Genomic DNA, 21,614 nt, shown 5'->3' with positions numbered 1-21,614 from the left:
TCCTTAACCTAGTAGTTGCTGGAAATACTCACGTTTTTCTTCAACAGATCGCGATAGAGATCTGCGTAGGGCTCTACCGCCTGATGCCAGTTGAAGGGAGCCGCCATTGCACGGCAGCGCATGGCGTTGAGCAGTTCGGGATGAGCAAAGACCTGAAAAGTACGATCCAGGGCCTTGGTGTAGCTTTCGACTGTCGATTCGTTGAAGAGGAAACCAGTGACACCGTCTTCAATCGTATCGGCCAGGCCACCGGTATTGCGTGCGACAGGCAGAGAGCCGAAGCGTTGCGCATACATCTGGCTCAGCCCGCAAGGCTCATAGCGGGACGGCATCAGCAGGAAATCGCTGCCAGCGAACATGCGTCGCGCGTCGGTTTCGTTGAAGCCTATGCGCACGCCGATACGCCCGGGGAAGCGTGCCGCCAGTTCACGCATGGCCTCTTCTTCCTCGGGTTCACCGCGGCCGATGATTGCGATCTGCCCGCCATTGTTGACGATGTGTTCGGCGACGCCGATCGTCAGGTCCAGACCTTTCTGATACACAAGGCGTGATACCACTGCGTACAGCGGCCCGGTCGAGGCGTCCAGTTCGAACAACTCACGAACGTAGTCAGCGTTGATTTCCTTGCGCATCCATTCATTGGGCGCAAAGTGGCAGATCAGGTGTTCGTCGGTGGCCGCATCCCAACTTTCGTCGATACCGTTGGGGATACCGCTGAGCTGACCCTTGTTGGCCTTGCTTTGCAGGAAGCCTTCCAGGCCGCAACCAAACTCCGGAGTAGTGATTTCCCGAGCGTAGGTGGCGCTGACGGTCGTGATGTGGCTGGCAAAGGCCATTCCAGCCTTGATGAAAGACAGCTGGCCGTAAAACTCCATGCCTTCAGGGGTAATGGCGGAGTCCGGAATGCCCAGCTCACGGCTCGACGTCGTACTCACGGTCCCTTGATAGGCGAGGTTGTGAATAGTGAAGATGCTTGGCGTGGACTGCCCGCGCCAGCGCATGTAAGCAGGCGCCAAGCCGGCTGGCCAGTCGTGGGCATGAACCAGCTCGGGGCACCACTGGCTCTTGACTTCGCCAGCGGCGAACTCGGCAGCTGCCAGGCCCAGACGGGCGAAGCGAATATGGTTATCGGACCAGTCACGGCCGGTGCTGTCGGCATAAGGGGTGCCTTCGCGCTCGTAAAGCTCCGGGCAGATCAGCACGTAGATCACCAGGCCATCTTTCATGTCCATGCGACCCACCTTGCAAGGCGGCAGCGCTGCATGCCCGCCCAGCTGGCTGATGATATGGATCGGATTACCGCTGTTGATGACCTGCGGATAACCTGGAATCAGCACTCGCACGTCGTGCAGGTGGCGCATGGCTCGCGGCAGTGCGGCAGACACATCGCCCAGGCCACCGGTTTTCACCAGATCGGCCAGCTCGGAGGTCACGAACAACACTTTGCGTCTGTTGACTTGAGACATGGTCGACTGAGGCTGAACAGTCGACGTTGGCATTTGCAGCACAGGAACGCTCTTGGTAGAGAACACCGGCAGATGAGTCAGCTCGCCGACAGGCTGGTTAAAACTCTCTCCCTTCTGGGTTTTCACAGCGGCGCTAATCATCAATTTTCCCCTTAAAACAGTCTTGGTGCATCACTTGATTTTTATTGGCCATTTCCTATGGCCGGGTACACATACGTGCACTACGCAAGATCGATACCCGTTTGGACCATGCATAGTGACAAAGCGGTGTGATGTCGCCATTACCGGATGTCAGCCAATAGCATAGATGCTCTAATCAGCTGACCCGGCCGTTTTGGAGAAGTTTCGACTTTTTTATTTGCGAATGTCTGGAACAGGCTTCGACGCCGCACGTGATGGCACGCTGCAGGTAGCAGCCGGGCGGTCGCTGCGCTTTTTTACCGCTGTTTTCGGCGTCCGTAGGGCTCATTACCGGTCGTCGGATCGTTGGACAATCCCGTCCAGGCGTTTGGTTTTCATCACTAAATCCCGATGCTGTCAGGCCGTAATGAGCAGCAACGGTGCGTAGCGCCTTTTCCGGGTGCGTGTGGCGGTCAATCTGCGGGCACGACGAGAAAATCCTTACATCTGCGCCGGAACATTTTGAAGCAGGGCAGGATAGAATCGGGCCGCAAGCCCCGGCCTTGACGTTGGCCTGAGGCGTTTACCCTATGACTGATTTCACTGAATCACTCTGATTGAATTGACGAGGATGGAAATGGAAGCCCCCGAGGTACTGGTACTGCAAGCGAGTTACACCAATCCTGTGCACGCGGATGCAATCGGGTTCGTATTGAATGAGTATTCAATGGATGCCTTGGGGACGGGGCGGCCTCTGTCGAACGACACCCGCCAGCAATTGGCAATCGAACTCGCGAAGCGTCCGTATGCGTTCAGTGTGCTGGCATTTATCTCGGGAGAGCCGGTGGGGCTGGTCAACTGCTTCGAGGGGTTTTCAACCTTTGCCTGTCGTCCGTTGGTCAATATTCATGACGTCGCGGTGATCTCGCAATATCGAGGCCTCGGTATCAGCCAGAAAATGCTGCTCAAGGTCGAGGAGATTGCACGCCAGCGTGGCTGCTGCAAGCTGACGCTGGAGGTACTGGAAGGCAACGAGATTGCGCAGGGGGCCTACAGAAAGCTTGGTTTTGACAACTATCAGTTGAGCCCTGAAATGGGGCGCGCGATGTTCTGGCAAAAAACGCTATAGAGAGCCGATTCGCCAGGGTTCTTTTCCTGATGGCGCTGGTGCAGACGTGCGCTGCCCGGAGAGTGGAACTGGTTGCAGGGATCGACAGGAGGGCAGGTCAGGTGGGCAAGCCGAGTTATCGGGCTTGCCCTGAGGCGTTTTGAAGGATGATACAGTTACGGTCAGGCCTGAAGCATCTTGACGGGGGCGGATAACTGCGATTGCTGCAGCATCGAGCTCAAATGAGCCACTTTTTTCTGCAACTGCTCGCGCTCTTCTTTTAATGTGCGCAGTTCGTCACGACGGATAGTGACATACAGGGTTTGTGGTGCAAGTGCTGGTAGTACAGTGCCCATTGCTCACCTCGCAAATGGCGGATTCAACCTCAGAGAGGCCCGTGGCAATGACTTTCAATCCCTGACCGCCGCTGCTTACCCTCTCTATCGGCACCGATTTTGATTTCTTTTGCATGATTTTGGAACTTTTTTATTTTTAATTGTCGCGAATGTCTCTTAATCGCGACAAAATGCACCACAGGAGGGCGCTCGCGTCTTCATCTTCTCGCAAGGGAACCGACGTTCCGCCTCGCTTGACTAATCAGCATGCTCGTAACCTGTCGATGCGCTGGACGGCAAGCGAGGCACCTTTTTACGATTTAAGGAGCACCTTCATGCAACTTGGGATTATTGGACTGGGCCGCATGGGCGGCAACATTGCACGCCGTCTGATGCTGAATGGTCACACGACTGTGGTGTACGACCGTGATGAAGCATCGCGCAACGCCCTGGCCAATGACGGTTCGACTGCGGTCGCAGATCTGAAGGAACTGGTCAGCACGCTCGCCAAGCCCCGTGCTGTCTGGGTAATGCTCCCGGCAGGTGCGCCCACCGAAGACACCATTCAGACCCTCAGTGAGTTGCTTGACGCCGATGACGTGATCATCGACGGCGGTAATACTTTCTACAAGGACGATATCCGGCGCGCTCAGGAGCTCACTGAAAAGGGCCTGCATTACGTCGATGTCGGTACGTCAGGTGGCGTCTGGGGGCTTGAGCGTGGCTACTGCATGATGATCGGAGGCGAGGCCGCCGTTGTCGAGCGCCTCGATCCGCTGTTCGCGACACTGGCTCCGGGCCTTGGCTCGATCGAGCGCACTCGTGACCGCAAATCGACCGACGACCGCGCCGAACGTGGCTATATCCACTCCGGCCCTGCGGGTTCCGGGCATTTCGTGAAGATGATCCACAACGGCATCGAGTACGGAATGATGCAGGCCTTCGCCGAAGGCTTCGATCTTCTCAAACAGAAAAATTCCGAACACCTGCCGCCTGAACAGCGTTTCGACCTCAACACGGCCGACATTGCCGAAGTCTGGCGTCGTGGCAGTGTGGTGTCGTCCTGGCTGCTGGACCTGACTGCCGATGCCCTGGCTACCGACCCGCACCTGGATGCTTTCTCCGGTTCGGTTGCCGACAGCGGCGAAGGTCGCTGGACCATCGAAGCGGCCATCGAGCAGGCGGTTCCGGTTCCTGTTCTTTCCAGCGCCCTGTTTGCGCGTTTCCGTTCTCGCCAGACAAGTTCGTACGCGGACAAGATGCTGTCCGCCATGCGCTTTGGATTCGGTGGCCACAAGGAACCCAAGTAATGGGCCTGTCGCGTGGCAGTGCCGAGCAAAAAACCGAGGTAGCCCCACCCACGACCCTGTTTCTGTTCGGTGCGCATGGAGACCTGGTCAAGCGCCTGTTGATGCCGGCGCTTTACAACCTGTCACGCGACGGTCTGGTGGATGAAGGGCTGCATATCGTCGGCGTCGATCACAATGCGATCAGCGATGCCGACTTTGCGAAAAAGCTCGAGAACTTCATTCGGGATGAAGCCGCCGGCAAGGTTGCTGGCGGTGGCAAGGATCCCCTCGACCCGGCCCTGTGGAGCAAGCTGGCCGAGCGCATCAGTTATGTGCAGGGCGACTTCCTCGACGATTCCACTTATCAGGACATCGCCAGCAAGATCGAGAGCACTGGCACCGCGAATGCGGTGTTCTATCTGGCCACTGCGCCGCGGTTTTTCAGTGAGGTTGCCCAGCGGCTGGGTTCGTCAGGTTTGCTGCAGGAAACCGAAAACGGGTTTCGTCGCGTCGTGATCGAAAAGCCCTTCGGCTCCGATCTGGCCAGTGCGGTCGAGCTCAATGGCTGCCTGCTCAAGGTCATGAGCGAGAAGCAGATTTACCGGATCGATCATTATCTGGGCAAGGAGACGGTGCAGAACATTCTGGTCAGCCGTTTCTCCAATGGCCTGTTCGAGTCGTTCTGGAACAATCACTACATCGACCATGTCCAGATCACGGCTGCGGAAACCGTAGGCGTCGAAACCCGCGGCAGCTTTTACGAACACACCGGTGCCTTGCGCGACATGGTGCCCAACCACCTGTTCCAGCTGCTGGCGATGGTTGCGATGGAGCCGCCTGCCGCTTTCGGTGCCGATGCCGTTCGCGGCGAGAAGGCCAAGGTGGTCGGTGCAATCCGGCCCTGGAGCCAGGAGGAAGCCCTGGCCAATTCGGTGCGTGGCCAGTATGCGAAGGGCGTGATGGGCGACAAGCAGGTCGTCGGTTATCGCCAGGAAGATCGCGTGGAGCCGGACAGCAACACCGAGACCTACGTTGCGCTCAAGGTCATGGTCGACAACTGGCGCTGGGTGGGCGTGCCTTTCTACCTGCGCACCGGAAAGCGCATGAGCGCTCGCAGCACTGAGATCGCCATCTGCTTCAAGCCTGCTCCGTACGCGCAGTTCCGCGATACCGAAGTCGACCGGCTCAAGCCCAACTACTTGCGGATCCAGATCCAGCCCAACGAAGGCATGTGGTTCGACCTGTTTGCCAAGCGTCCTGGCCCGGAACTGAAGATGGAAGATATCGCGCTGGGCTTCGCCTACAAGGATTTCTTCGAGATGCAGCCCTCCACCGGGTACGAAACCCTCATTTATGACTGCCTGACCGGTGATCAGACGCTCTTCCAGCGGGCCGACAACATCGAGAACGGCTGGCGTGCAGTGCAGCCGTTCCTCGACGCCTGGGCCGCGCAGCCGCAAGTGCAGCTTTACGAAGCTGGCAAGGATGGTCCGCAAGCGGGCGAAGAGTTGCTGAGTCGTGATGGTCGGGAATGGAGAGAATTGAATGTCTGAACTGCCCGTACAGTTCCTGTTGTCCGACATCGACGGCACGTTACTGCGCCGTGATCACAGCCTTAGCCAAGCCAATATCGACGCCATCAAGCGCCTGCGTGATGCGGGCGTTCACTTCACGCTGGCCAGCAGTCGCCCGCCCAGGGCCATGCGCCAGGTGATCGAAGCGCTGGGTGTGGATTTGCCCACCGTGGCATTCAATGGCGGCACCATCACTCATCCCGATGGCAGCCTGTTGGTGGCTCATCGCATTGACCCGCGCGCCGTTCGCATCTGTCTGGAGTTGTTTGCCGGGCAGAACGTTGCCATCTGGGTATTTGCCGATGATCAGTGGCTGCTGCTCGATCCCGACGCCGATTACGTCGATCATGAGCTCGATGCGCTGGGCTATGACTATGTTCAGGTCGAGAGTTTCGAGCCGTATCTGGATCGCGTCGACAAGATCGTCGCGGCCAGCGGTGATTTCGAGTTGCTCAAGACCCTTGAGGCGCAGCTCAATCCGCAGATCGAAGGACTCGCGCTGGCGGCCCGCTCGCAAAAATACTACCTGGATGTCACCGCGCTGGAGGCCAACAAGGGTTCCGCTCTGGTCGCGCTGGCGGACTATCTGGGCGTCGACCTGTCGCGTACGGCGGCCATAGGCGACGGCGGTAACGACGTGGCGATGTTCCACAAGGCAGGCTTGTCGATTGCCATGGGGCAGGGCGAGCAGACAGTCAAGGGACAGGCTGATCATGTTACTGATAGCAATGAGCAGGACGGAGTGGCCAACGCCATCGAGCGTTACATCCTGAACGCCTGATCAGCTGTTTACCCACGTTAACGAATCATCATCACGACGGGCATTTCTGGATGGCTGCACTGATCGAAGACTACGCATTGCTGGGCAACTGCGAGACGGCGGCGCTGGTCGCCCGTGATGGTTCGCTGGACTGGTTGTGTTTCCCGCGCTTCGACTCGACGGCCTGTTTCGCCGCTCTATTGGGGAGTGATGAGCATGGCCGCTGGAAGATCGCGCCGACCGCCGAGGTTATCGCCGTCGAGCGCCGTTACCGCGACGGCACGCTGATTCTCGAAACCGTTTTCGAAACCCGTGACGGTCGCGCCATGCTGATCGATTTCATGCCCATGAAGACCTCCGGCCACGTGGTGCGCATGGTGGTAGGGCTGTCCGGTCGGGTCGAGTTCGCTGTAGACCTCGCCATCCGTTTCGATTACGGCAGCAGTGTGCCTTGGGTCGAGCGAAAGGATGCTCATACCCTGACGGCAGTGGCCGGGCCGGAAATGCTGGTTTTGCGCAGCCCTGTGGCACTGCATCCTCAGGATCATCACACCGCCAGCCGTTTTCACGTCGATGAAGGCGAGCGAAAGGTCTTCACGCTGGCCTATCAGGCATCCTTTGCACCCTTGCTCGAGCAGATCGATGCCGACCAGGCTATGGAAAGCACCGCTGCCTACTGGCGCGAGTTTTCTGATCGCTGCCCTGACGTCGGGCCGTGGACGGCTCAGGTAAAGCGCTCGCTGATTACGCTGAAAGCCATGACCTACGCGCCCACCGGCGGCATCGTTGCCGCCGTGACCACCTCACTGCCCGAACAGTTGGGTGGCGAGCGCAATTGGGATTACCGCTATTGCTGGCTGCGCGACGCCACCATGACCCTTCTGGCATTCATGAATCTGGGTTATTTCGAGGAAGCTCAGGCCTGGCGGGACTGGCTGTTGCGCTCGGTTGCCGGTAACCCGGAACAGATCCAGATCATGTACGGCGTAGGCGGCGAGCGGCGTTTGCAGGAGTACGAGCTGCCCTGGCTGGGTGGCTATGAGAACTCGCTGCCGGTGCGCGTCGGCAATGGTGCGGCGACGCAGGTTCAGCTGGACGTCTACGGCGAAGTGGCCGACGCCATGATCCAGGCGCTGCGCGGCGGTATGGCGCAGCACCCGCGCAGCGTGGCGATTTCCAAGGTGGTCATGCCGTATCTGGAGAAGATCTGGCACCTGCCGGATGCGGGCATCTGGGAGATACGTTCCGAGCCGCGGCACTTCACGCACTCGAAAGTCATGGCCTGGGTGGCCTTTGACCGTAACGCCACGCAGATCGCCCAGGCTGCCGAGAGCGATGAGGATCGTGCGCTGGCAGTGCACTACCGGAAAGTGGCGGACGAAATCCATGCCGATGTCTGTCGCCACGGTTTCGATGCCGAGCTTGGCAGCTTCGTACAGACCTATGGCTCGACAGAAGTGGATGCCAGTCTGCTGCAGATTGTGCTGACCGGTTTTCTTGCGCCTGAAGACCCGCGAGTTATCGGTACTGTCGCGCAGATCGAGCGTACGCTGATGCAGGATGGTCTGCTGCTGCGCTATGACAACGAGCGCAGTGTCGATGGCGTTGCCGGTCGGGAAGGGACGTTTCTGGTCTGTTCGTTCTGGCTGGCCGATGCCTACGTCTTGCTGGGCCGGGCTGATGATGCCGCGCGGCTGTTCGAACGGTTGGTGGGTCTGTGCAATGACGTTGGTCTGCTGGCCGAACAGTACGATCCGAAGGGCGGGCGCATGCTGGGCAATTTCCCGCAGGCGTTCAGCCACATCGGCATCATCAATACAGCACTTAACCTGCACCGGGCGGTATGCCCGGCGCTGGCCCGGACGTCCGGCGTGCTCGAAGAGGCCTGATCAGCTGTCGCGGCCGGCCTTGCGAAAGGTCAGGTTGATCCGTTGCTCACCCAATTGCGGATGTTCTGCCTGCTTGATGGGCAGAATGCCGTGAAAGCGCAATCTGTCCTCGCCGCCCCAGACCACCACGTCGCCATGAAACAGGGAAATGCGTTGAGTCTTGTCGCTGCGCAGCAGGCCGCCGAACTGAAAGATGGCCGGTATGCCCAGTGATACCGACACTACTGGCCAGCGATGGTCGTGTTCGTTTCGGTCCTGATGCAGGGACATCCTGGCGCCCGGGATATAGCGGTTGATCAGACAGGCGTCAGGCACGAACCCGGCATAGCCGGCTGCGAGTGCGGCGTCCTGCGCCAGGTGCATGAAGGCGTCCGGCATCGCCGGCCAGGCCTGTCCTGTTTGCGGGTCGGTTGCCGTGTATCGATAACCATGACGGTCGGTTATCCAGCCCAGTTGTCCGCAACTGCTCAGCGCTGCAGACATGCTCAGACCGCTGGGGGTCTGCATGTGCCGGAACGGCGAAAGGCCCAGCGTTTCCTCAAGGGCGGCCAACAGTTGCGGCATGGCGGTCAGCGCAAAGCCTCTGAACAGCCACGACCCAGGCCCGATCCGCTCATCGCTGCGAGGCTGGGCCGTCTGGTCTGCGAACAGGTCCAGCGTGGCGGGAGTGTCACCTTTGCGTTGCATGATCGGATCGAGCTCCGGTGAGTATCAGAGAGCCTTGCTGACCTTGACGTCGGTAATAAGGTCGTCGCTCTCGCCGTGCATTTTCTTCAAGGCGGCTTCGGCTTCCTCGGTGGACGCCGATTGCAATTGGGCAAATTCGAAGCGGCGTTCGCCATTGAGCTTATAGCTGACAGCGAATTTGGTCGTACGCGGGGCTGGATTGTTCACGGTGACTCCTTGCATCATCCCAGGCGAGAGGTCGAGCGCCGGACGATCTTGATCTTGTGAGTGAAAGGCAGTTTGCGTCCGGCGTTGGTGTCTGCCTTGCGGCCTGCAGTATCGATGGTGATGTTCCAGAAACCGGTGCTTGGCGCGGCGATCTTGGCCGGGAATCTGTCGAACGCGCCGCCATGATAGGTGTGCCGACCACCATTTTTAAAGCTGCGAAAATTCGCATCGTTCATCAGGCGAATATTGCAGGTCTGAGAGCACTCGATGACGACAAGGTCGTCCTCGTTGAGATGCTCACGCTGGTGTACGAATTTCATGACGGGCTCCGAAATCGGGGTTTTTCTGAAAAATCAAAACGATAGCATGCGACGCCCGCAATTTGACGTCGGTGAGCATTAATTTGCCGTGTTTCCGGGAAAAAATGCCTCAGCCGGGATTTAATTGCGCTGGGGCTTGTCGTAGGACCTTTATTTGGAGGCTTTGTATGAAACTGGCTGCTGTAGTAGTCCTGGCCCTGGCAATGACTGGCTGTGCCACAGTGAACGACATTGAGCATACACCCCCCACCATGAACGTGATGTCGGGCAAAAATCCTCAGGAATACGCCGATTGCTTCGCTGGCAAGATCAGCAGCAGTCGCAAGCCGCCTCTGATCGAGCCTCGGCATGACGGCCTGCGGGTCATCGTCGCGCAGAAACTCAGCAAGTCACCCGCGGCAGTAGTGGATATCGAAAGCCGCTCGGGCGGTAGTACGATCAAGGTCTACGAACGACTTTCCAACGTGCCCATTCGTTTCAGGGATGTGCAGAACGCTGCCGAAGCGTGCATTTCAGGCTGATCAGTCAGGCCGGGTCAGCTGGCCCTGTCCGCGGTGGACAGGGCGGCAGACCTGATTACTTGCAGACCACCAGCACGCTGCGGCTTTTGTAGTTGCCAACGTCCACGCCCAGCGTCTTGTCGCTTTCGGCAGGTTGCGGGGTGCCATCTGTGCCGACAATTTCATAACCTGTGCCTGCACAGGAAGCATCCGCCTTTTCGTAGCAGCTTGCCCAGGACATCGCCTCGCCGGAGCAGTCGATGCTCAAGCCCTGTTTGCCGTTTTTCAGGTAGGTATTGGAGGCGGTTGCGCAGCCGGTGAGGCCCAGCACAGCAATAATGGACAAAATTCTGATCATGTTTTTCGCTTCGAGATAAGGCCAGGGAATTAACAAATGCGAGCGTTGGACTGATAACGGGTGCCATCGTTCCGCCATGTTTTGCATCATAAACTGCCTGCCTCCCACTTGTCGCCGCTTGCCGTTGGCGAAGCCGGGCGTAAAGTCCGCAGTCGTCGAGAAACGGTGTTGAGGTCCGGCCGCGCAGGCCTTGAGGGCAGTTTGACGGTGCCTTGAGCTGCTTTTATGTAAAGGCAATATCCAGAAAGTGCGGAACTATCTGTACGAGTATTCCTCTATCATGGCATCGGACGGCCAAAGGCGGGGCATTGTAAGGTGCCTGCCTCATCATTAGACTGCGCCGTTAACACCAACAGCCCTTACCAAGGACTTTTATGATCAAGAAATGCTTGTTCCCAGCAGCCGGTTACGGTACTCGCTTCCTGCCAGCGACCAAGGCCATGCCCAAGGAAATGCTGCCGGTGGTCAACAAGCCACTGATCCAATACGGTGTTGAGGAAGCCCTCGCTGCAGGCCTGACCGAAATTTCCATCGTGACCGGTCGTGGCAAGCGCGCTCTTGAAGACCACTTCGACATCAGCTATGAGCTTGAGCACCAGATCAAGGGCACTGACAAGGAAAAGTACCTCGTTGGTATTCGCAAGCTGATCGACGAGTGCAGCTTCTCGTACACCCGTCAGACCGAAATGAAAGGTTTGGGCCATGCCATCCTGAGCGGTCGCCCACTGATCGGCAACGAAGCTTTCGCCGTGGTTCTCGCGGACGACCTGTGCGTCAACCCTGAGGGTGACGGCGTGCTGGCGCAGATGGTCAAACTGCACAAGCATTATGGCTGCTCGATCATCGCCATTCAGGAAGTCGATCCGCAGGAAACCAACAAGTACGGCGTGATCGCGGGTGAAGAGATCAAGCCGGGCCTGTTCCGCGTGACCAACATGGTTGAAAAGCCTAAGCCTGAAGATGCGCCGTCCAACTTGGCGATCATCGGCCGCTACATCCTGACTCCGGACATTTTCGAGAAAATCGAACAGACCGAGCCGGGCAAGGGTGGTGAGATTCAGATCACCGACGCCTTGATGAAGCAGGCTGCCGAAGGCAACGTACTCGCTTACAAGTTCAAGGGTGAGCGTTTTGACTGCGGTGGTGCGGAAGGCTACATCCAGGCGACCAACTTCTGCTTCGAGCATTTCTACAAAACCGGCAAAGCGCATTGATTTCTGATTGATGACGCCCGGGACAAAGCCACCTTCGGGTGGCTTTGTCATTTCTGACTGGCCGCCAAGCGGCTATGCTGTGCCTCTGCCAAGGAGATATCGATGGCCTTTGATTTTGATCTGTTTGTAATTGGCGCCGGCTCGGGCGGCGTCAGGGCGGCGCGTTTCGCTGCCGGTTTCGGCGCAAAGGTCGCTGTGGCCGAGAGCCGCTATCTGGGCGGAACCTGTGTCAACGTAGGATGCGTACCCAAAAAGCTATTGGTGTACGGGGCGCATTTTTCCGAGGATTTCGACCATGCCAAGGGCTTCGGCTGGTCGCTGGGTGAGGCCCAGTTCGATTGGGCCACGCTGATCGCCAACAAGGATCGTGAGATCAATCGCCTTAATGGCATCTATCGCAAGTTGCTGGTCGACAGCGGCGTGACGCTGCTTGAAGGGCATGCGAAATTGACCGGCCCGCAGCAGGTCGAAATCAACGGTCAGACCTACAGTGCCGAGCGCATTCTGATTGCCACCGGCGGCTGGCCCCAGGTGCCTGACGTACCAGGGCGCGAGCACGCGATCACCTCCAACGAGGCGTTCTATCTCAAAACGCTACCCAAGCGGGTCGTCGTTGTGGGTGGCGGCTACATCGCGGTGGAGTTCGCCTCGATTTTCAACGGGCTCGGCGCCGACACCACGCTGGTCTATCGCCGCGAGTTGTTCTTGCGTGGCTTTGATGGCGGTGTTCGCACCCATCTTCACGAAGAGTTGCTCAAGCGCCACATGACGATTCGCTTCAACAGCGATATCGAGCGTATCGACAAGCAGGCCGACGGCAGTCTGCTGTTGTCCATGAAAGGTGGCGGCACGCTCGAGACCGATTGCGTGTTCTACGCAACAGGGCGCCGCCCAATGCTCGACAACCTCGGTCTGGACAGTGTCGACGTCAAGCTGGACGAGCACGGCTATATCAAGGTCGATGACAATTACCAGAGCAGCGAGCCTTCTATCCTGGCCATCGGCGATGTCATCGGGGGTGTGCAGCTGACGCCGGTCGCTCTGGCTGAAGGCATGGCGGTCGCGCGCCGACTGTTCAAGCCCGAGCAGTATCGCCCGGTAGACTACAATCACATCCCGACGGCGGTTTTCAGTCTGCCGAACATCGGTACGGTCGGTCTGACCGAAGAGGATGCAATCAAGGCCGGGCACGATGTGCAGATTTTCGAGAGTCGTTTCAGGCCGATGAAGCTGACCCTGACCGATGATCAGGAGCGCACATTGATGAAGCTGGTCGTCGATGCCAAAACCGATCGTGTGCTGGGCTGCCATATGGTCGGGCCGGATGCTGGCGAAATCGTCCAGAGCCTGGCCATTGCCATCAAGGCTGGCGCGACCAAGCAGGTATTCGACGATACTATCGGGGTACACCCGACCGCGGCAGAAGAGTTCGTTACCATGCGGACGCCTGTCAAACGTTAAGTCACGCAACGCCCGGAGTTCAGGAAGAACTCCGGGGTAAGAGTTTCGAGAGGATGGATCCCGACGTGAATAGAGAGCAGCCACCGGCCAGAATGCCATTGCATTCTGCCGAGCAGGACCGCGAAGTCGCGCAGCACATTGATGCCTTGCGTGAAAGCGAGCGTCAGTTCAGGGCATTGGCTGACAACATGAGTCAACTGGCCTGGACTGCCAGCCCCCGCGGGCAAATCCATTGGTACAACGAGCGTTGGCATGCGTACACCGGCGCTTCGCTCGAGGCCATGACTGCCCTGGGGTGGCGCTCGGTTCTGCACCCCGAACATCGCGAGCGCGTGATGGCGCGTCTGCAATACTGCTTTTCCACTGGCTCGATCTGGGAAGATACATTTCCGATACGTGGCAAGGGCGGCGCTTTCAACTGGTTCCTTTCGCGTGCGCTGCCGCTGCGCGACGCAAGGGGGCACATTACCCACTGGCTGGGTACTCACACCGACATCACCGCTCAGGTCAATGCAGAAGAGGCGTTGCGCGAACTCAACGAAAGTCTGGAGTTGCGCGTCGCCGAGCGCACGCGTGAGCTGGAAGCTGCAAATGAGCTGTTGCAGGCTGAAATTGCCGAGCGGGCGATGGCTGAAGAGGTCTTGCGCCATGCGCAGAAGATGGATGCTATCGGTCAGTTGACTGGTGGTATCGCCCATGACTTCAACAATGTACTTTCCGGCGTGATTGGCGCACTGGACATGATCAGGCTGCGTGTGGCTGCCGGGCGTGTCAGTGAGGTCGATCGCTACCTGGATGCCGCAGCGAGTTCTGCAAACCGTGCTGCTGCACTGACCCGCAGGCTGCTGACATTTGCCCGTCGGCAGTCGCTTAACGTCACCGTGGTGGATGTCAATTGCATGGTCCGCTCCATGGAAGAGTTGTTGCGGGGGACGGTCGGCGCTCATGCGCACCTGGAGATCGAGCTGGAGGAGGGGCTGAGCGCGGTGCGCACCGATGAGCATCAGTTGGAAAATGCCTTGTTGAATCTGGTCATCAACGCGCGCGATGCCGTACCTGTCGGAGGGAGGTTGTGCGTGCGCAGCCGCGCGTTAACGCTGGAGACGCAAAAAGACGGTCTGCTGCCTGGCGACTACGTACAGCTTAGTGTTGAAGATAACGGCTGTGGCATTGCTCGGGATGTTATCGATCAGGTGTTCGATCCGTTTTTCACCACCAAACCGGTAGGCCAGGGAACCGGCCTGGGTTTGTCGATGGTCTACGGCTTTACCCGGCAAGCCGGCGGACACGTGCATATAGAAAGCGCCGAAGGTCAGGGCACCCGGGTTGATTTGCATCTGCCATGCGGCGAGATAGCGCTGGCCTGAAGCTTGCTGATCAGGCTTTGTCTGATGGTTTCTTTCTGGTGGCTTTGGGTTTGTCCGGCTGATCGAGCCTTGTCTGCAGGTTCTCCAGTGCCGCTTCCTTCTTGGTCAGCAGCAGTTCCAGCATGCGGCTCTGTTGCTGCGCATCGGTCATGCCTTGTTTAAGTGCGGTGTTTTCGTCCTGCGCGCTGCGTAACCTTTCTTCCAGCAGCGCGCATTGGGTGCGGGTGTGGTGCTGTTGTTCGGCGAAGGCGGCATTCTGCGTGTTGGCCTGCTTCAGCTGGTCGGTCTGGCTGTGCAGTTCGCGCAGGGTGTTGCGATTTTCAGCCAGCAACCTTTCGTTATCTCGATTGAGCTGTGTAATGTTTTCCTGGTGCATGGCAAGGCCTTGCTGTGCCTGTCGCAGTTCCATTTGCAGCTGCTGAACCTGGGTTTCGTGGCGTCGCTGCTCCTGCTCGCGTTGCTCCCTGATCGAGTTGCGATAGTGCTCCAGTGTCTCGCGGGCGTGCTGGTGTTTTTCTTCAAGCGAATGGATCTGCCCGTCCTTGTCGCGCAGGCGTGCCTCCAGGTCCTGATTGGCCTGAAGCAACCGGGCGTGTTCTGTCTGCACATCCTGCAGTGTGCCTTGCGTGTGGAGCAGGGCGGCGGCCTGCTGTTCCAGAGCCTGTTCACGCTGCTGTGCGTGTTTTTCCAGCTGGCTGATCTGCTCTTGAGTGCCCGCAAGTTGCCGCTGCAGGGTGTCGCGCTCGGCCTGATATTCATCGCGCGCCTGATCAATACGCTCTTGCGCCTGTTCCTGAAGCCTTTGGGCGAGATGCGCGACCAGATCGCTCAATTCCTCATTGATATCCGGCGCTGGGGCTTGCGTGGATTCAAGCTCCTTCAGATAGCGGTGGATAGTGGTTTTCGAGCCGGTATTGCCCATTTCGATACGTACCGCGTCGATGCTGGGGTTTTCGCCTCGGGACAGCAGGGACGCTCTCGCTTTCTGCACTAACGCCTTGTTTACACCGCCACGGGCCATGCTGTCTCCTACGATTTCATACTGTGGTATGTACTCTGTAATTACATACTATATGTTTTGAAATAATTAGCCATTTTTTGAATTAATTAACACGGGATATTGGCGTATTATCCCGTGTCAGGCGTCTTCAGCTCCCTTTACGGCGCCCTTACCGGTACACCCGAGCAGGTTTGAGCCATGAATGACGTTGATCGCTACATCGAGGCGGCGACCCGCGACAACACGCGCCGCAGCTATCGGGCTGCCATCGAGCATTTCGAGGTGACATGGGGCGGGTTTCTGCCGGCGACCAGCGAAAGCGTGGCGCGTTACCTGGCCAGCCATGCCGGGACGCTGTCGGTGAACACCTTGAAGCTGCGTTTGTCAGCGCTGGCTCAGTGGCACGTCAGCCAGGGTTTTGTCGATCCGACCAAGGCACCGATGGTGCGCAAGGTCATCAAGGGCATTCGTGCGCTGCACCCCGCACAGGAAAAGCAGGCCGAGCCCTTGCAGTTGCAGGATCTGGAAAAAGTCATCGCCTGGCTGGAGATCGAAATACGCGAAGCAAGCGCACAACACGATCAGCCACGGCTGTTGCGCGGCCGACGCGATTCGGCGCTGATCCTGCTGGGGTTCTGGCGCGGGTTTCGTAGTGACGAGCTATGCCGCCTGCAAGTACAGGACGTCAAGGCCATCGCCAACTCGGGAATCAGCCTGTATTTGCCGCGGAGCAAAGGCGATCGAGAAAATCTGGGCCGCACCTATCAGACCCCGGCCTTGCAGCGGCTTTGCCCGGTTCAGGCCTATATAGAGTGGATCAACTGTACCGCGCTGGTACGCGGTCCGGTCTTTCGGGCAGTGGACCGCTGGGGTAACCTTAAAGAGGAGGAGTTGCACGCCAACAGCATCATCCCGTTGCTGCGTCAGGCGCTCCAGCGTGCAGGCATCGCCGCCGAGCGCTACACCAGCCACTCGTTGCGTCGCGGTTTTGCAAGCTGGGCGCACAGCAACGGCTGGGACCTCAAGTCACTGATGTCCTATGTAGGCTGGAGGGACATCAAGTCGGCGATGCGCTACATTGATGCCGCTCCGTTCCTGAGCCCATCGGAGGCGGGGAGCGGTCCGAAGGTTTCTTCTATCGATAAGCTGCCTTCATAGTGAAAAGCAATCAGTGACATCAGGTTTGCCAATGAGCGATTGTCATCGATCATGCGTAAGCTTCACTCCATCGAATTCACAACCCATCCAACCCATCAGGAGATATACCGATGCCTATCATCAACAGCCAAGTAAAACCGTTCAAGGCTACCGCGTTCAAGAACGGCGCTTTCGTTGACGTCTCGGACGCTGACTTCAAAGGCAAGTGGTCTGTCGTATTCTTCTACCCGGCCGACTTCACCTTCGTATGCCCGACCGAGCTGGAAGACCTGGCTGACAACTACGAAGAGTTCAAGAAGCTGGGCGTTGAAATCTACAGCGTTTCGACCGACACCCACTTCGCCCACGCTGCATGGCACAACACTTCGCCAGCAATCGGCAAGATCCAGTACACCATGATCGGTGACCCGACCCTGACCATCTCCCGCAACTTCGACGTGCTGATCGAAGAAGCCGGTCTGGCGGATCGCGGTACTTTCGTGATCAACCCTGAAGGTCAGATCAAAATCGTCGAACTGAACGACGGTGGCGTTGGTCGTGACGCTTCCGAGCTGCTGCGCAAGATCAAGGCTGCTCAGTACGTTGCCGCTCACCCGGGCGAAGTCTGCCCAGCCAAGTGGAAAGAAGGCGAAGCTACTCTGGCTCCGTCCCTGGACCTGGTTGGCAAGATCTGAGTCGCATGAATCGGCTGGGGGCGTTGAGCTCTTGAGCAAGTAAACCGCATCGCCCCAAAAAACGCCCGGGCGGTAATCGCCTGGGCGTTGTTATTTCTACCCTTTGTAAACAGGAAGCCGCCACATGTTGGACGCCAATCTTAAAGCCCAGTTGAAATCCTATCTGGAGCGGGTTACTCGCCCCATCGAGATCGTCGCGTCCCTTGATGACGGCGCGAAGTCTCAGGAAATGCTTGCACTGCTCAATGATGTGATCAGTGTTTCCAAGGACGTCACCCTGAATGACAGCGGCACCGACGCACGTACGCCGTCGTTCTCGCTGAGCAGCCCTGGCCACGATATCAGCCTGCGTTTTGCCGGTATCCCCATGGGTCACGAATTCACCTCGCTGGTCCTGGCGCTGCTGCAAGTCGGCGGCTATCCACCCAAGGTCAGTGCGGAAACCATCGAACAGGTTCGCGCACTTCAGGGCGAATTCCATTTCGAAACCTATTTCTCGCAGTCCTGCCAGAACTGTCCGGACGTCGTCCAGGCCCTGAACCTCATGGCAGTGCTGAACCCTGGTATCAAGCACGTCGCTATCGACGGTGCACTGTTCCAGGAAGAAGTCACCGATCGCAAGATCATGTCGGTGCCCAGCATCTATCTGAACGGTGAGTTGTTCGGTCAGGGCCGCATGGGCCTGGAAGAGATTCTGGCCAAGATCGACACCGGCGCCGGTGCGCGTCAGGCGGAAAAACTCAACGCCAAGAAGGCTTTCGATGTGCTGGTCGTCGGCGGTGGCCCGGCTGGCTCGGCCGCGGCAGTCTATGCTGCGCGTAAAGGCATCCGCACCGGTGTTGCTGCCGAGCGTTTCGGCGGTCAGGTGCTCGACACCATGGCCATCGAGAACTTCATCTCGGTACAACATACCGAGGGGCCGAAGCTGGCCGTGGCGCTTGAAGAGCACGTCAAGCAGTACGAAGTCGACATCATGAACCTGCAGCGTGCCGACAAGCTGATTCCTGGCGCAGCCGGCGAGTTGCACGAAGTGAAGTTTGCCAGCGGTGCCAGCCTCAAGGCCAAGACGCTGATCCTTGCCACTGGCGCACGCTGGAGGGAGATGAACGTGCCGGGTGAGCAGCAGTACCGTAACAAGGGTGTGGCTTATTGCCCGCACTGTGACGGTCCTTTGTTCAAAGGCAAGCGCGTCGCTGTCATCGGTGGCGGTAACTCGGGTGTCGAGGCTGCAATCGACCTCGCAGGTATCGTGTCTCACGTGACTCTACTGGAGTTCGACGTGCAATTGCGTGCCGACGCGGTGCTGCAGCGCAAATTGCACAGTCTGCCGAACGTGACCGTGATCACCAGTGCGCAAACCACTGAAGTGACAGGTGATGAGCAGAAGGTCAACGGCCTGCGCTACAAGAACCGCACCACAGGCGAAGAGATCAACGTACCGCTCGAAGGTATCTTCGTGCAGATCGGCCTGCTGCCCAACAGTGAGTGGCTCAAAGGTGCCATCGAGTTGTCGCCGCGCGGTGAGATCGTGGTCGATCCTCGCGGTGAAACCTCGGTGCCAGGCATCTTCGCTGCTGGTGACGTGACGGTTGCACCGTACAAGCAGATCATCATCGCCCTGGGCGAAGGTGCCAAGGCCTCCCTGAGCGCCTTCGACCACCTGATCCGTACCTCCGCCCCTGCCTGATCGGAGAGCGGTAAACGAAAAGCCCCGTGAGCGATCACGGGGCTTTTTGCTTTCTACGCGGATCGCCCCTTGCCGAAGCGATCACCGGCAGTCTCAGAGCGGCGTTGGCTGGATGATCTCTACCCAGTAGCCGTCCGGGTCCTTGATAAAGGCCAGGCTGTTCATGCGGCCATCGGACAAGCGCTTCTGAAAGTCGACGCCCAGGCTTTCAAAACGCTCGCAGGCGACTTTCACATCCGGCACCGACACGCAGATATGGCCAAAGCCGCGCGGGTCGCTGTTGCCGTTATGGTAAGACGCTGTGGCATCGCTTTCGGTACCGTGGTTATGGGTCAGCTCCAGAATGCCGGGGATCGACTTCATCCATTCGTTGCGGGCGGCGTCGTCTTCCGGGATCTGTGCCTTGTCGACCAGCGCCAGGAAGTACAGGCTGAATTCGGCTTCCGGGAAGTCACGCTTCTCGACCAGGCTGAAGCCCAGTACGCGGGTATAGAAATCAAGCGATTTGGTAATGTCCTTGACGCGCAGCATGGTGTGATTGAACACAAACTGCCGGGTGGCCGCTTCAGGATCGGCTGTGACGCCCGGTAATGTGTTGAGTTCGTGCAAGCTCATCAATGTGTCTCCAACAGAATGTACAAATAATGCCAAATGATACGGGGCAGGGCGCGCAGTGCCAAACCCGGCTCGGATAACGTCGCGTCGGCCTTGCTCGATGCCGACAACAGGCTCAGAATTTCGGGTCATCCGTTCTGGCGACCCGATCATGATCCTTTCGCACTACCGACGCTCCGTGCCAAGCCTTTGCCTGTTCCTGCTGTTGGGCACTGCACAGGTGCATGCCGCCGATGCAATGATCGTCTGGCCCGCAGGCTGGGAGGTCGAGTCGATACCGACCGAGTCGGGCGAGCCCGTTCAACCTTCCGTGCAAGTCAGACAGCGCGCGGTGAAAAACGATCAAAGTGGAAATCCGCTGATGGTCATGGAACTCACCCAGACGCGCCTGACGCCAGGGCATGAAGTCAATGTCCAGGGCGTTCTGCTGGAAATGCGCAAGTCGATTCAGGTCAATTTTGCCCGGAGCGGACTGCAGAGCGCTTGCACGCATGTCCGTGAAAGTCGACTCAGCGTCGTGCCCGCACTCGAAACCACCTGCACCATTACTCAGAATGGTGTGCACGTGCTGACCCAGACACTGGTCGCGGCCGCCAGCAAGGAGCTGGCCTGGTCGTTGTCCTATGCGGGATCGGCAGACGGCTATGCGAACAACAAGGATGAGGCACTGCGTATTCGCGAGAGTCTGCGCCTGGACGATACGCAGTGACCTCTGCCTTTTCGCAGGCAAAAAGAAGCCCGCCGAGGCGGGCATGGGGCGCTATTCCTTTAGCGGTCTTCATCATCCGAGAGTGCATGTGAAAAAAGTGTGAAGCTCCGCTGTGCTGCGAATGTGGTGCTCTTCGACGCGCCGAATCATTGAGAAACAAATAAGGATGTATCTCATTACACCGCCAAACTGAATAATTACTCTACACACTTCAGGGACTGTTCAGGTTTGTAACTGTGTGCTGAATCGCATAATCCAGATTTATTGGCGTCATTATTCTCGCGGTATTTTCCCGGTGCCCTGAAGTATATGTACCGGGCAGTTCACTCAATCATGTATATGAATTCCCGGTGTCCAACGAAAGGAACTGTGTGTGCGTCCGGGCAAAAAGCTGCAGTGCGCAGGTGATCATATGCAGCGGCGCAGACAAAAAAGCCCTGCACGTGCAGGGCTTCAAGTGACAACTTGCAATCAGGCACGAAGCCATGAATCAACAGTGTCTACACCGTATTGCTCTTTCCACGCCTTGAGGCCGCGATGGTTGCCGCCCTTGGTTTCAATCAGCTCACCCGTGTGCGGATTCTGGTAAACCTTGACCACACGTGCGCGGCGACGCTTTGGACCTGCGGGTGCGACCAGTGAGGTAGCGCTTGCAGGGTCAAGGATTGCAATGATGTCACGCAGGCTTTTGCCGTAGGTGCCCATCAGGTCCTGGAGCTTTTGCTCGAATTCGATCTCCTTTTTCAATCCGGCGTCATTCTTCAACGATTCCAGCTGTGCAAGCTGTTCCTGAAGGGCTTTCTCTGCTGCTCGAAACTCGGCAAGTCTGGACAATTAATATACTCCAACAATGTAATGGCTGTTGTCAGCCCTATAAAGCGATGAGACAAAACTGATGACCGATTCGCTCACTCGAGGGTGCCCGATACCTGCGGTTTCTATGCTGAAACTTGGCCTTCGCGGCTTGTCATTGCGCAGATAGAGGGTATTTATAACTCAGTCGCCCGCAAATGATGCACTTTTTTTTTCAGTTAGAAAATAGCCTTTTTCAAATTCGTTAAATGAAGCGGGGAGACGATGTTGGATATAGGGGATGATGTCCGTGTTGTACGCGGA

22 protein-coding genes are annotated in these 21,614 nt (G+C 57.9%); 13 read left to right on the top strand and 9 right to left on the bottom strand.

What is annotated here, in order from left to right; genetic code table 11:
• Positions 1 to 8: 8 nt before the first annotated feature.
• Positions 9 to 1,607 (bottom strand): glycogen synthase GlgA, encoded by a 1,599-nt coding sequence (gene glgA, locus PI739_RS20450; RefSeq protein ID WP_003364480.1) that lies wholly within the window; start codon positions 1,605 to 1,607, stop codon positions 9 to 11.
• Between the two features lie 616 nt (positions 1,608 to 2,223).
• On the opposite strand from glgA, the gene PI739_RS20445 reads away from it, so the two are divergent.
• The gene (locus tag PI739_RS20445) at positions 2,224 to 2,715 is read left to right on the top strand and encodes a GNAT family N-acetyltransferase (protein WP_003364477.1); all 492 of its coding nucleotides are present in this window, start codon (positions 2,224 to 2,226) and stop codon (positions 2,713 to 2,715) included.
• Between the two features lie 161 nt (positions 2,716 to 2,876).
• Here PI739_RS20445 and PI739_RS20440 read toward each other — a convergent pair whose 3' ends face one another.
• Positions 2,877 to 3,050, bottom strand: coding sequence for a DUF6026 family protein (locus PI739_RS20440; RefSeq protein WP_003364475.1), 174 nt, complete (start codon positions 3,048 to 3,050; stop codon positions 2,877 to 2,879).
• Between the two features lie 263 nt (positions 3,051 to 3,313).
• Between PI739_RS20440 and gnd the strand changes: the two genes are divergently transcribed.
• Genes gnd through PI739_RS20420 form a run of 4 tightly spaced genes read left to right on the top strand, consistent with a single transcriptional unit; the run spans position 3,314 to position 8,541 of the window.
• On the top strand, positions 3,314 to 4,339 hold the full coding sequence (gnd, locus tag PI739_RS20435) for a phosphogluconate dehydrogenase (NAD(+)-dependent, decarboxylating) (protein WP_072366055.1): 1,026 nt from the start codon (positions 3,314 to 3,316) through the stop codon (positions 4,337 to 4,339).
• Positions 4,339 to 5,871, top strand: coding sequence for a glucose-6-phosphate dehydrogenase (zwf, locus tag PI739_RS20430; RefSeq protein WP_004413763.1), 1,533 nt, complete (start codon positions 4,339 to 4,341; stop codon positions 5,869 to 5,871). Before gnd ends, zwf begins: the two co-directional genes overlap by 1 nt.
• Positions 5,864 to 6,673, top strand: coding sequence for a Cof-type HAD-IIB family hydrolase (locus tag PI739_RS20425; protein WP_054081012.1), 810 nt, complete (start codon positions 5,864 to 5,866; stop codon positions 6,671 to 6,673). Before zwf ends, PI739_RS20425 begins: the two co-directional genes overlap by 8 nt.
• Positions 6,674 to 6,723: 50 nt before the next feature.
• Entirely contained in the window at positions 6,724 to 8,541 is a 1,818-nt protein-coding gene (locus PI739_RS20420) for a glycoside hydrolase family 15 protein (protein ID WP_054081011.1), read from the top strand.
• Here PI739_RS20420 and alkB read toward each other — a convergent pair whose 3' ends face one another.
• The 3 genes from alkB to PI739_RS20405 are packed head-to-tail and all read right to left on the bottom strand — an operon-like array spanning position 8,542 to position 9,755.
• Positions 8,542 to 9,228, bottom strand: a complete 687-nt coding sequence (gene alkB, locus PI739_RS20415; RefSeq protein WP_054081010.1) for a DNA oxidative demethylase AlkB — start codon at positions 9,226 to 9,228, stop codon at positions 8,542 to 8,544. It lies immediately after the preceding gene.
• Between the two features lie 24 nt (positions 9,229 to 9,252).
• Positions 9,253 to 9,435 carry a hypothetical protein gene (locus PI739_RS20410; protein WP_003364465.1) on the bottom strand — a complete coding sequence of 61 codons (183 nt, stop codon included), beginning with the start codon at positions 9,433 to 9,435 and terminating at the stop codon, positions 9,253 to 9,255.
• Between the two features lie 14 nt (positions 9,436 to 9,449).
• A complete protein-coding gene (locus PI739_RS20405; RefSeq protein WP_003364463.1) occupies positions 9,450 to 9,755 on the bottom strand; it encodes a DUF1883 domain-containing protein in 306 nt (101 codons plus the stop codon).
• A 167-nt stretch (positions 9,756 to 9,922) separates the two neighbouring features.
• On the opposite strand from PI739_RS20405, the gene PI739_RS20400 reads away from it, so the two are divergent.
• Positions 9,923 to 10,276, top strand: a complete 354-nt coding sequence (locus PI739_RS20400; RefSeq protein WP_003411257.1) for a hypothetical protein — start codon at positions 9,923 to 9,925, stop codon at positions 10,274 to 10,276.
• 55 nt (positions 10,277 to 10,331) lie between these two features.
• Here PI739_RS20400 and PI739_RS20395 read toward each other — a convergent pair whose 3' ends face one another.
• Positions 10,332 to 10,613 (bottom strand): hypothetical protein, encoded by a 282-nt coding sequence (locus PI739_RS20395; RefSeq protein ID WP_003400694.1) that lies wholly within the window; start codon positions 10,611 to 10,613, stop codon positions 10,332 to 10,334.
• 374 nt (positions 10,614 to 10,987) lie between these two features.
• On the opposite strand from PI739_RS20395, the gene galU reads away from it, so the two are divergent.
• The 3 genes from galU (at position 10,988) to PI739_RS20380 (ending at position 14,655) form a co-directional block, all read left to right on the top strand.
• Complete coding sequence (gene galU, locus PI739_RS20390; RefSeq protein WP_003364457.1) at positions 10,988 to 11,827, top strand: UTP--glucose-1-phosphate uridylyltransferase GalU; 840 nt, start codon at positions 10,988 to 10,990, stop codon at positions 11,825 to 11,827.
• A 102-nt stretch (positions 11,828 to 11,929) separates the two neighbouring features.
• Complete coding sequence (gene gorA, locus PI739_RS20385) at positions 11,930 to 13,288, top strand: glutathione-disulfide reductase (RefSeq protein ID WP_003364454.1); 1,359 nt, start codon at positions 11,930 to 11,932, stop codon at positions 13,286 to 13,288.
• Between the two features lie 92 nt (positions 13,289 to 13,380).
• The gene (locus tag PI739_RS20380; protein WP_044309390.1) at positions 13,381 to 14,655 is read left to right on the top strand and encodes a hybrid sensor histidine kinase/response regulator; all 1,275 of its coding nucleotides are present in this window, start codon (positions 13,381 to 13,383) and stop codon (positions 14,653 to 14,655) included.
• Between the two features lie 10 nt (positions 14,656 to 14,665).
• Here PI739_RS20380 and PI739_RS20375 read toward each other — a convergent pair whose 3' ends face one another.
• On the bottom strand, positions 14,666 to 15,676 hold the full coding sequence (locus PI739_RS20375) for a DNA-binding protein (protein WP_054081008.1): 1,011 nt from the start codon (positions 15,674 to 15,676) through the stop codon (positions 14,666 to 14,668).
• A 177-nt stretch (positions 15,677 to 15,853) separates the two neighbouring features.
• Here PI739_RS20375 and PI739_RS20370 point away from each other — a divergent pair, with 177 nt between their 5' ends.
• From PI739_RS20370 to ahpF, 3 genes are all read left to right on the top strand, one after another.
• Positions 15,854 to 16,813, top strand: a complete 960-nt coding sequence (locus PI739_RS20370) for a site-specific integrase (protein WP_058417359.1) — start codon at positions 15,854 to 15,856, stop codon at positions 16,811 to 16,813.
• Between the two features lie 110 nt (positions 16,814 to 16,923).
• The gene (gene ahpC / locus PI739_RS20365) at positions 16,924 to 17,487 is read left to right on the top strand and encodes an alkyl hydroperoxide reductase subunit C (protein WP_002553298.1); all 564 of its coding nucleotides are present in this window, start codon (positions 16,924 to 16,926) and stop codon (positions 17,485 to 17,487) included.
• A gap of 124 nt (positions 17,488 to 17,611) precedes the next feature.
• On the top strand, positions 17,612 to 19,174 hold the full coding sequence (ahpF, locus tag PI739_RS20360; protein WP_271352152.1) for an alkyl hydroperoxide reductase subunit F: 1,563 nt from the start codon (positions 17,612 to 17,614) through the stop codon (positions 19,172 to 19,174).
• A 93-nt stretch (positions 19,175 to 19,267) separates the two neighbouring features.
• On the opposite strand, the gene gloA is transcribed toward ahpF, so the two are convergent.
• The gene (gene gloA / locus PI739_RS20355) at positions 19,268 to 19,789 is read right to left on the bottom strand and encodes a lactoylglutathione lyase (protein WP_003364444.1); all 522 of its coding nucleotides are present in this window, start codon (positions 19,787 to 19,789) and stop codon (positions 19,268 to 19,270) included.
• 100 nt (positions 19,790 to 19,889) lie between these two features.
• Here gloA and PI739_RS20350 point away from each other — a divergent pair, with 100 nt between their 5' ends.
• Positions 19,890 to 20,498 carry a DUF4946 domain-containing protein gene (locus PI739_RS20350; RefSeq protein WP_161437854.1) on the top strand — a complete coding sequence of 203 codons (609 nt, stop codon included), beginning with the start codon at positions 19,890 to 19,892 and terminating at the stop codon, positions 20,496 to 20,498.
• 471 nt (positions 20,499 to 20,969) lie between these two features.
• Here PI739_RS20350 and PI739_RS20345 read toward each other — a convergent pair whose 3' ends face one another.
• Positions 20,970 to 21,332 (bottom strand): histone-like nucleoid-structuring protein, MvaT/MvaU family, encoded by a 363-nt coding sequence (locus PI739_RS20345; RefSeq protein ID WP_003364441.1) that lies wholly within the window; start codon positions 21,330 to 21,332, stop codon positions 20,970 to 20,972.
• Positions 21,333 to 21,614 lie beyond the last annotated feature (282 nt).

The sequence above is a fragment of the Pseudomonas cerasi genome (assembly GCF_027983475.1).
In the GTDB taxonomy this organism is placed as follows: Bacteria; Pseudomonadota; Gammaproteobacteria; order Pseudomonadales; family Pseudomonadaceae; genus Aquipseudomonas; species Aquipseudomonas cerasi.
This window is presented reverse-complemented; position numbering and strand designations above follow the sequence as displayed.

Bases quoted from the DNA above. Each gene is read 5' to 3' on its own strand.
- glgA (WP_003364480.1), bottom strand. From the start codon at position 1,607: ATGATTAGCGCCGCTGTGAAAACCCAGAAGGGAGAGAGTTTTAACCAG.
- PI739_RS20445 (WP_003364477.1), top strand. From the start codon at position 2,224: ATGGAAGCCCCCGAGGTACTGGTACTGCAAGCGAGTTACACCAATCCT.
- PI739_RS20440 (WP_003364475.1), bottom strand. From the start codon at position 3,050: ATGGGCACTGTACTACCAGCACTTGCACCACAAACCCTGTATGTCACT.
- gnd (WP_072366055.1), top strand. From the start codon at position 3,314: ATGCGCTGGACGGCAAGCGAGGCACCTTTTTACGATTTAAGGAGCACC.
- zwf (WP_004413763.1), top strand. From the start codon at position 4,339: ATGGGCCTGTCGCGTGGCAGTGCCGAGCAAAAAACCGAGGTAGCCCCA.
- PI739_RS20425 (WP_054081012.1), top strand. From the start codon at position 5,864: ATGTCTGAACTGCCCGTACAGTTCCTGTTGTCCGACATCGACGGCACG.
- PI739_RS20420 (WP_054081011.1), top strand. From the start codon at position 6,724: ATGGCTGCACTGATCGAAGACTACGCATTGCTGGGCAACTGCGAGACG.
- alkB (WP_054081010.1), bottom strand. From the start codon at position 9,228: ATGCAACGCAAAGGTGACACTCCCGCCACGCTGGACCTGTTCGCAGAC.
- PI739_RS20405 (WP_003364463.1), bottom strand. From the start codon at position 9,755: ATGAAATTCGTACACCAGCGTGAGCATCTCAACGAGGACGACCTTGTC.
- PI739_RS20400 (WP_003411257.1), top strand. From the start codon at position 9,923: ATGAAACTGGCTGCTGTAGTAGTCCTGGCCCTGGCAATGACTGGCTGT.
- PI739_RS20395 (WP_003400694.1), bottom strand. From the start codon at position 10,613: ATGATCAGAATTTTGTCCATTATTGCTGTGCTGGGCCTCACCGGCTGC.
- galU (WP_003364457.1), top strand. From the start codon at position 10,988: ATGATCAAGAAATGCTTGTTCCCAGCAGCCGGTTACGGTACTCGCTTC.
- gorA (WP_003364454.1), top strand. From the start codon at position 11,930: ATGGCCTTTGATTTTGATCTGTTTGTAATTGGCGCCGGCTCGGGCGGC.
- PI739_RS20380 (WP_044309390.1), top strand. From the start codon at position 13,381: ATGCCATTGCATTCTGCCGAGCAGGACCGCGAAGTCGCGCAGCACATT.
- PI739_RS20375 (WP_054081008.1), bottom strand. From the start codon at position 15,676: ATGGCCCGTGGCGGTGTAAACAAGGCGTTAGTGCAGAAAGCGAGAGCG.
- PI739_RS20370 (WP_058417359.1), top strand. From the start codon at position 15,854: ATGAATGACGTTGATCGCTACATCGAGGCGGCGACCCGCGACAACACG.
- ahpC (WP_002553298.1), top strand. From the start codon at position 16,924: ATGCCTATCATCAACAGCCAAGTAAAACCGTTCAAGGCTACCGCGTTC.
- ahpF (WP_271352152.1), top strand. From the start codon at position 17,612: ATGTTGGACGCCAATCTTAAAGCCCAGTTGAAATCCTATCTGGAGCGG.
- gloA (WP_003364444.1), bottom strand. From the start codon at position 19,789: ATGAGCTTGCACGAACTCAACACATTACCGGGCGTCACAGCCGATCCT.
- PI739_RS20350 (WP_161437854.1), top strand. From the start codon at position 19,890: ATGCCGACAACAGGCTCAGAATTTCGGGTCATCCGTTCTGGCGACCCG.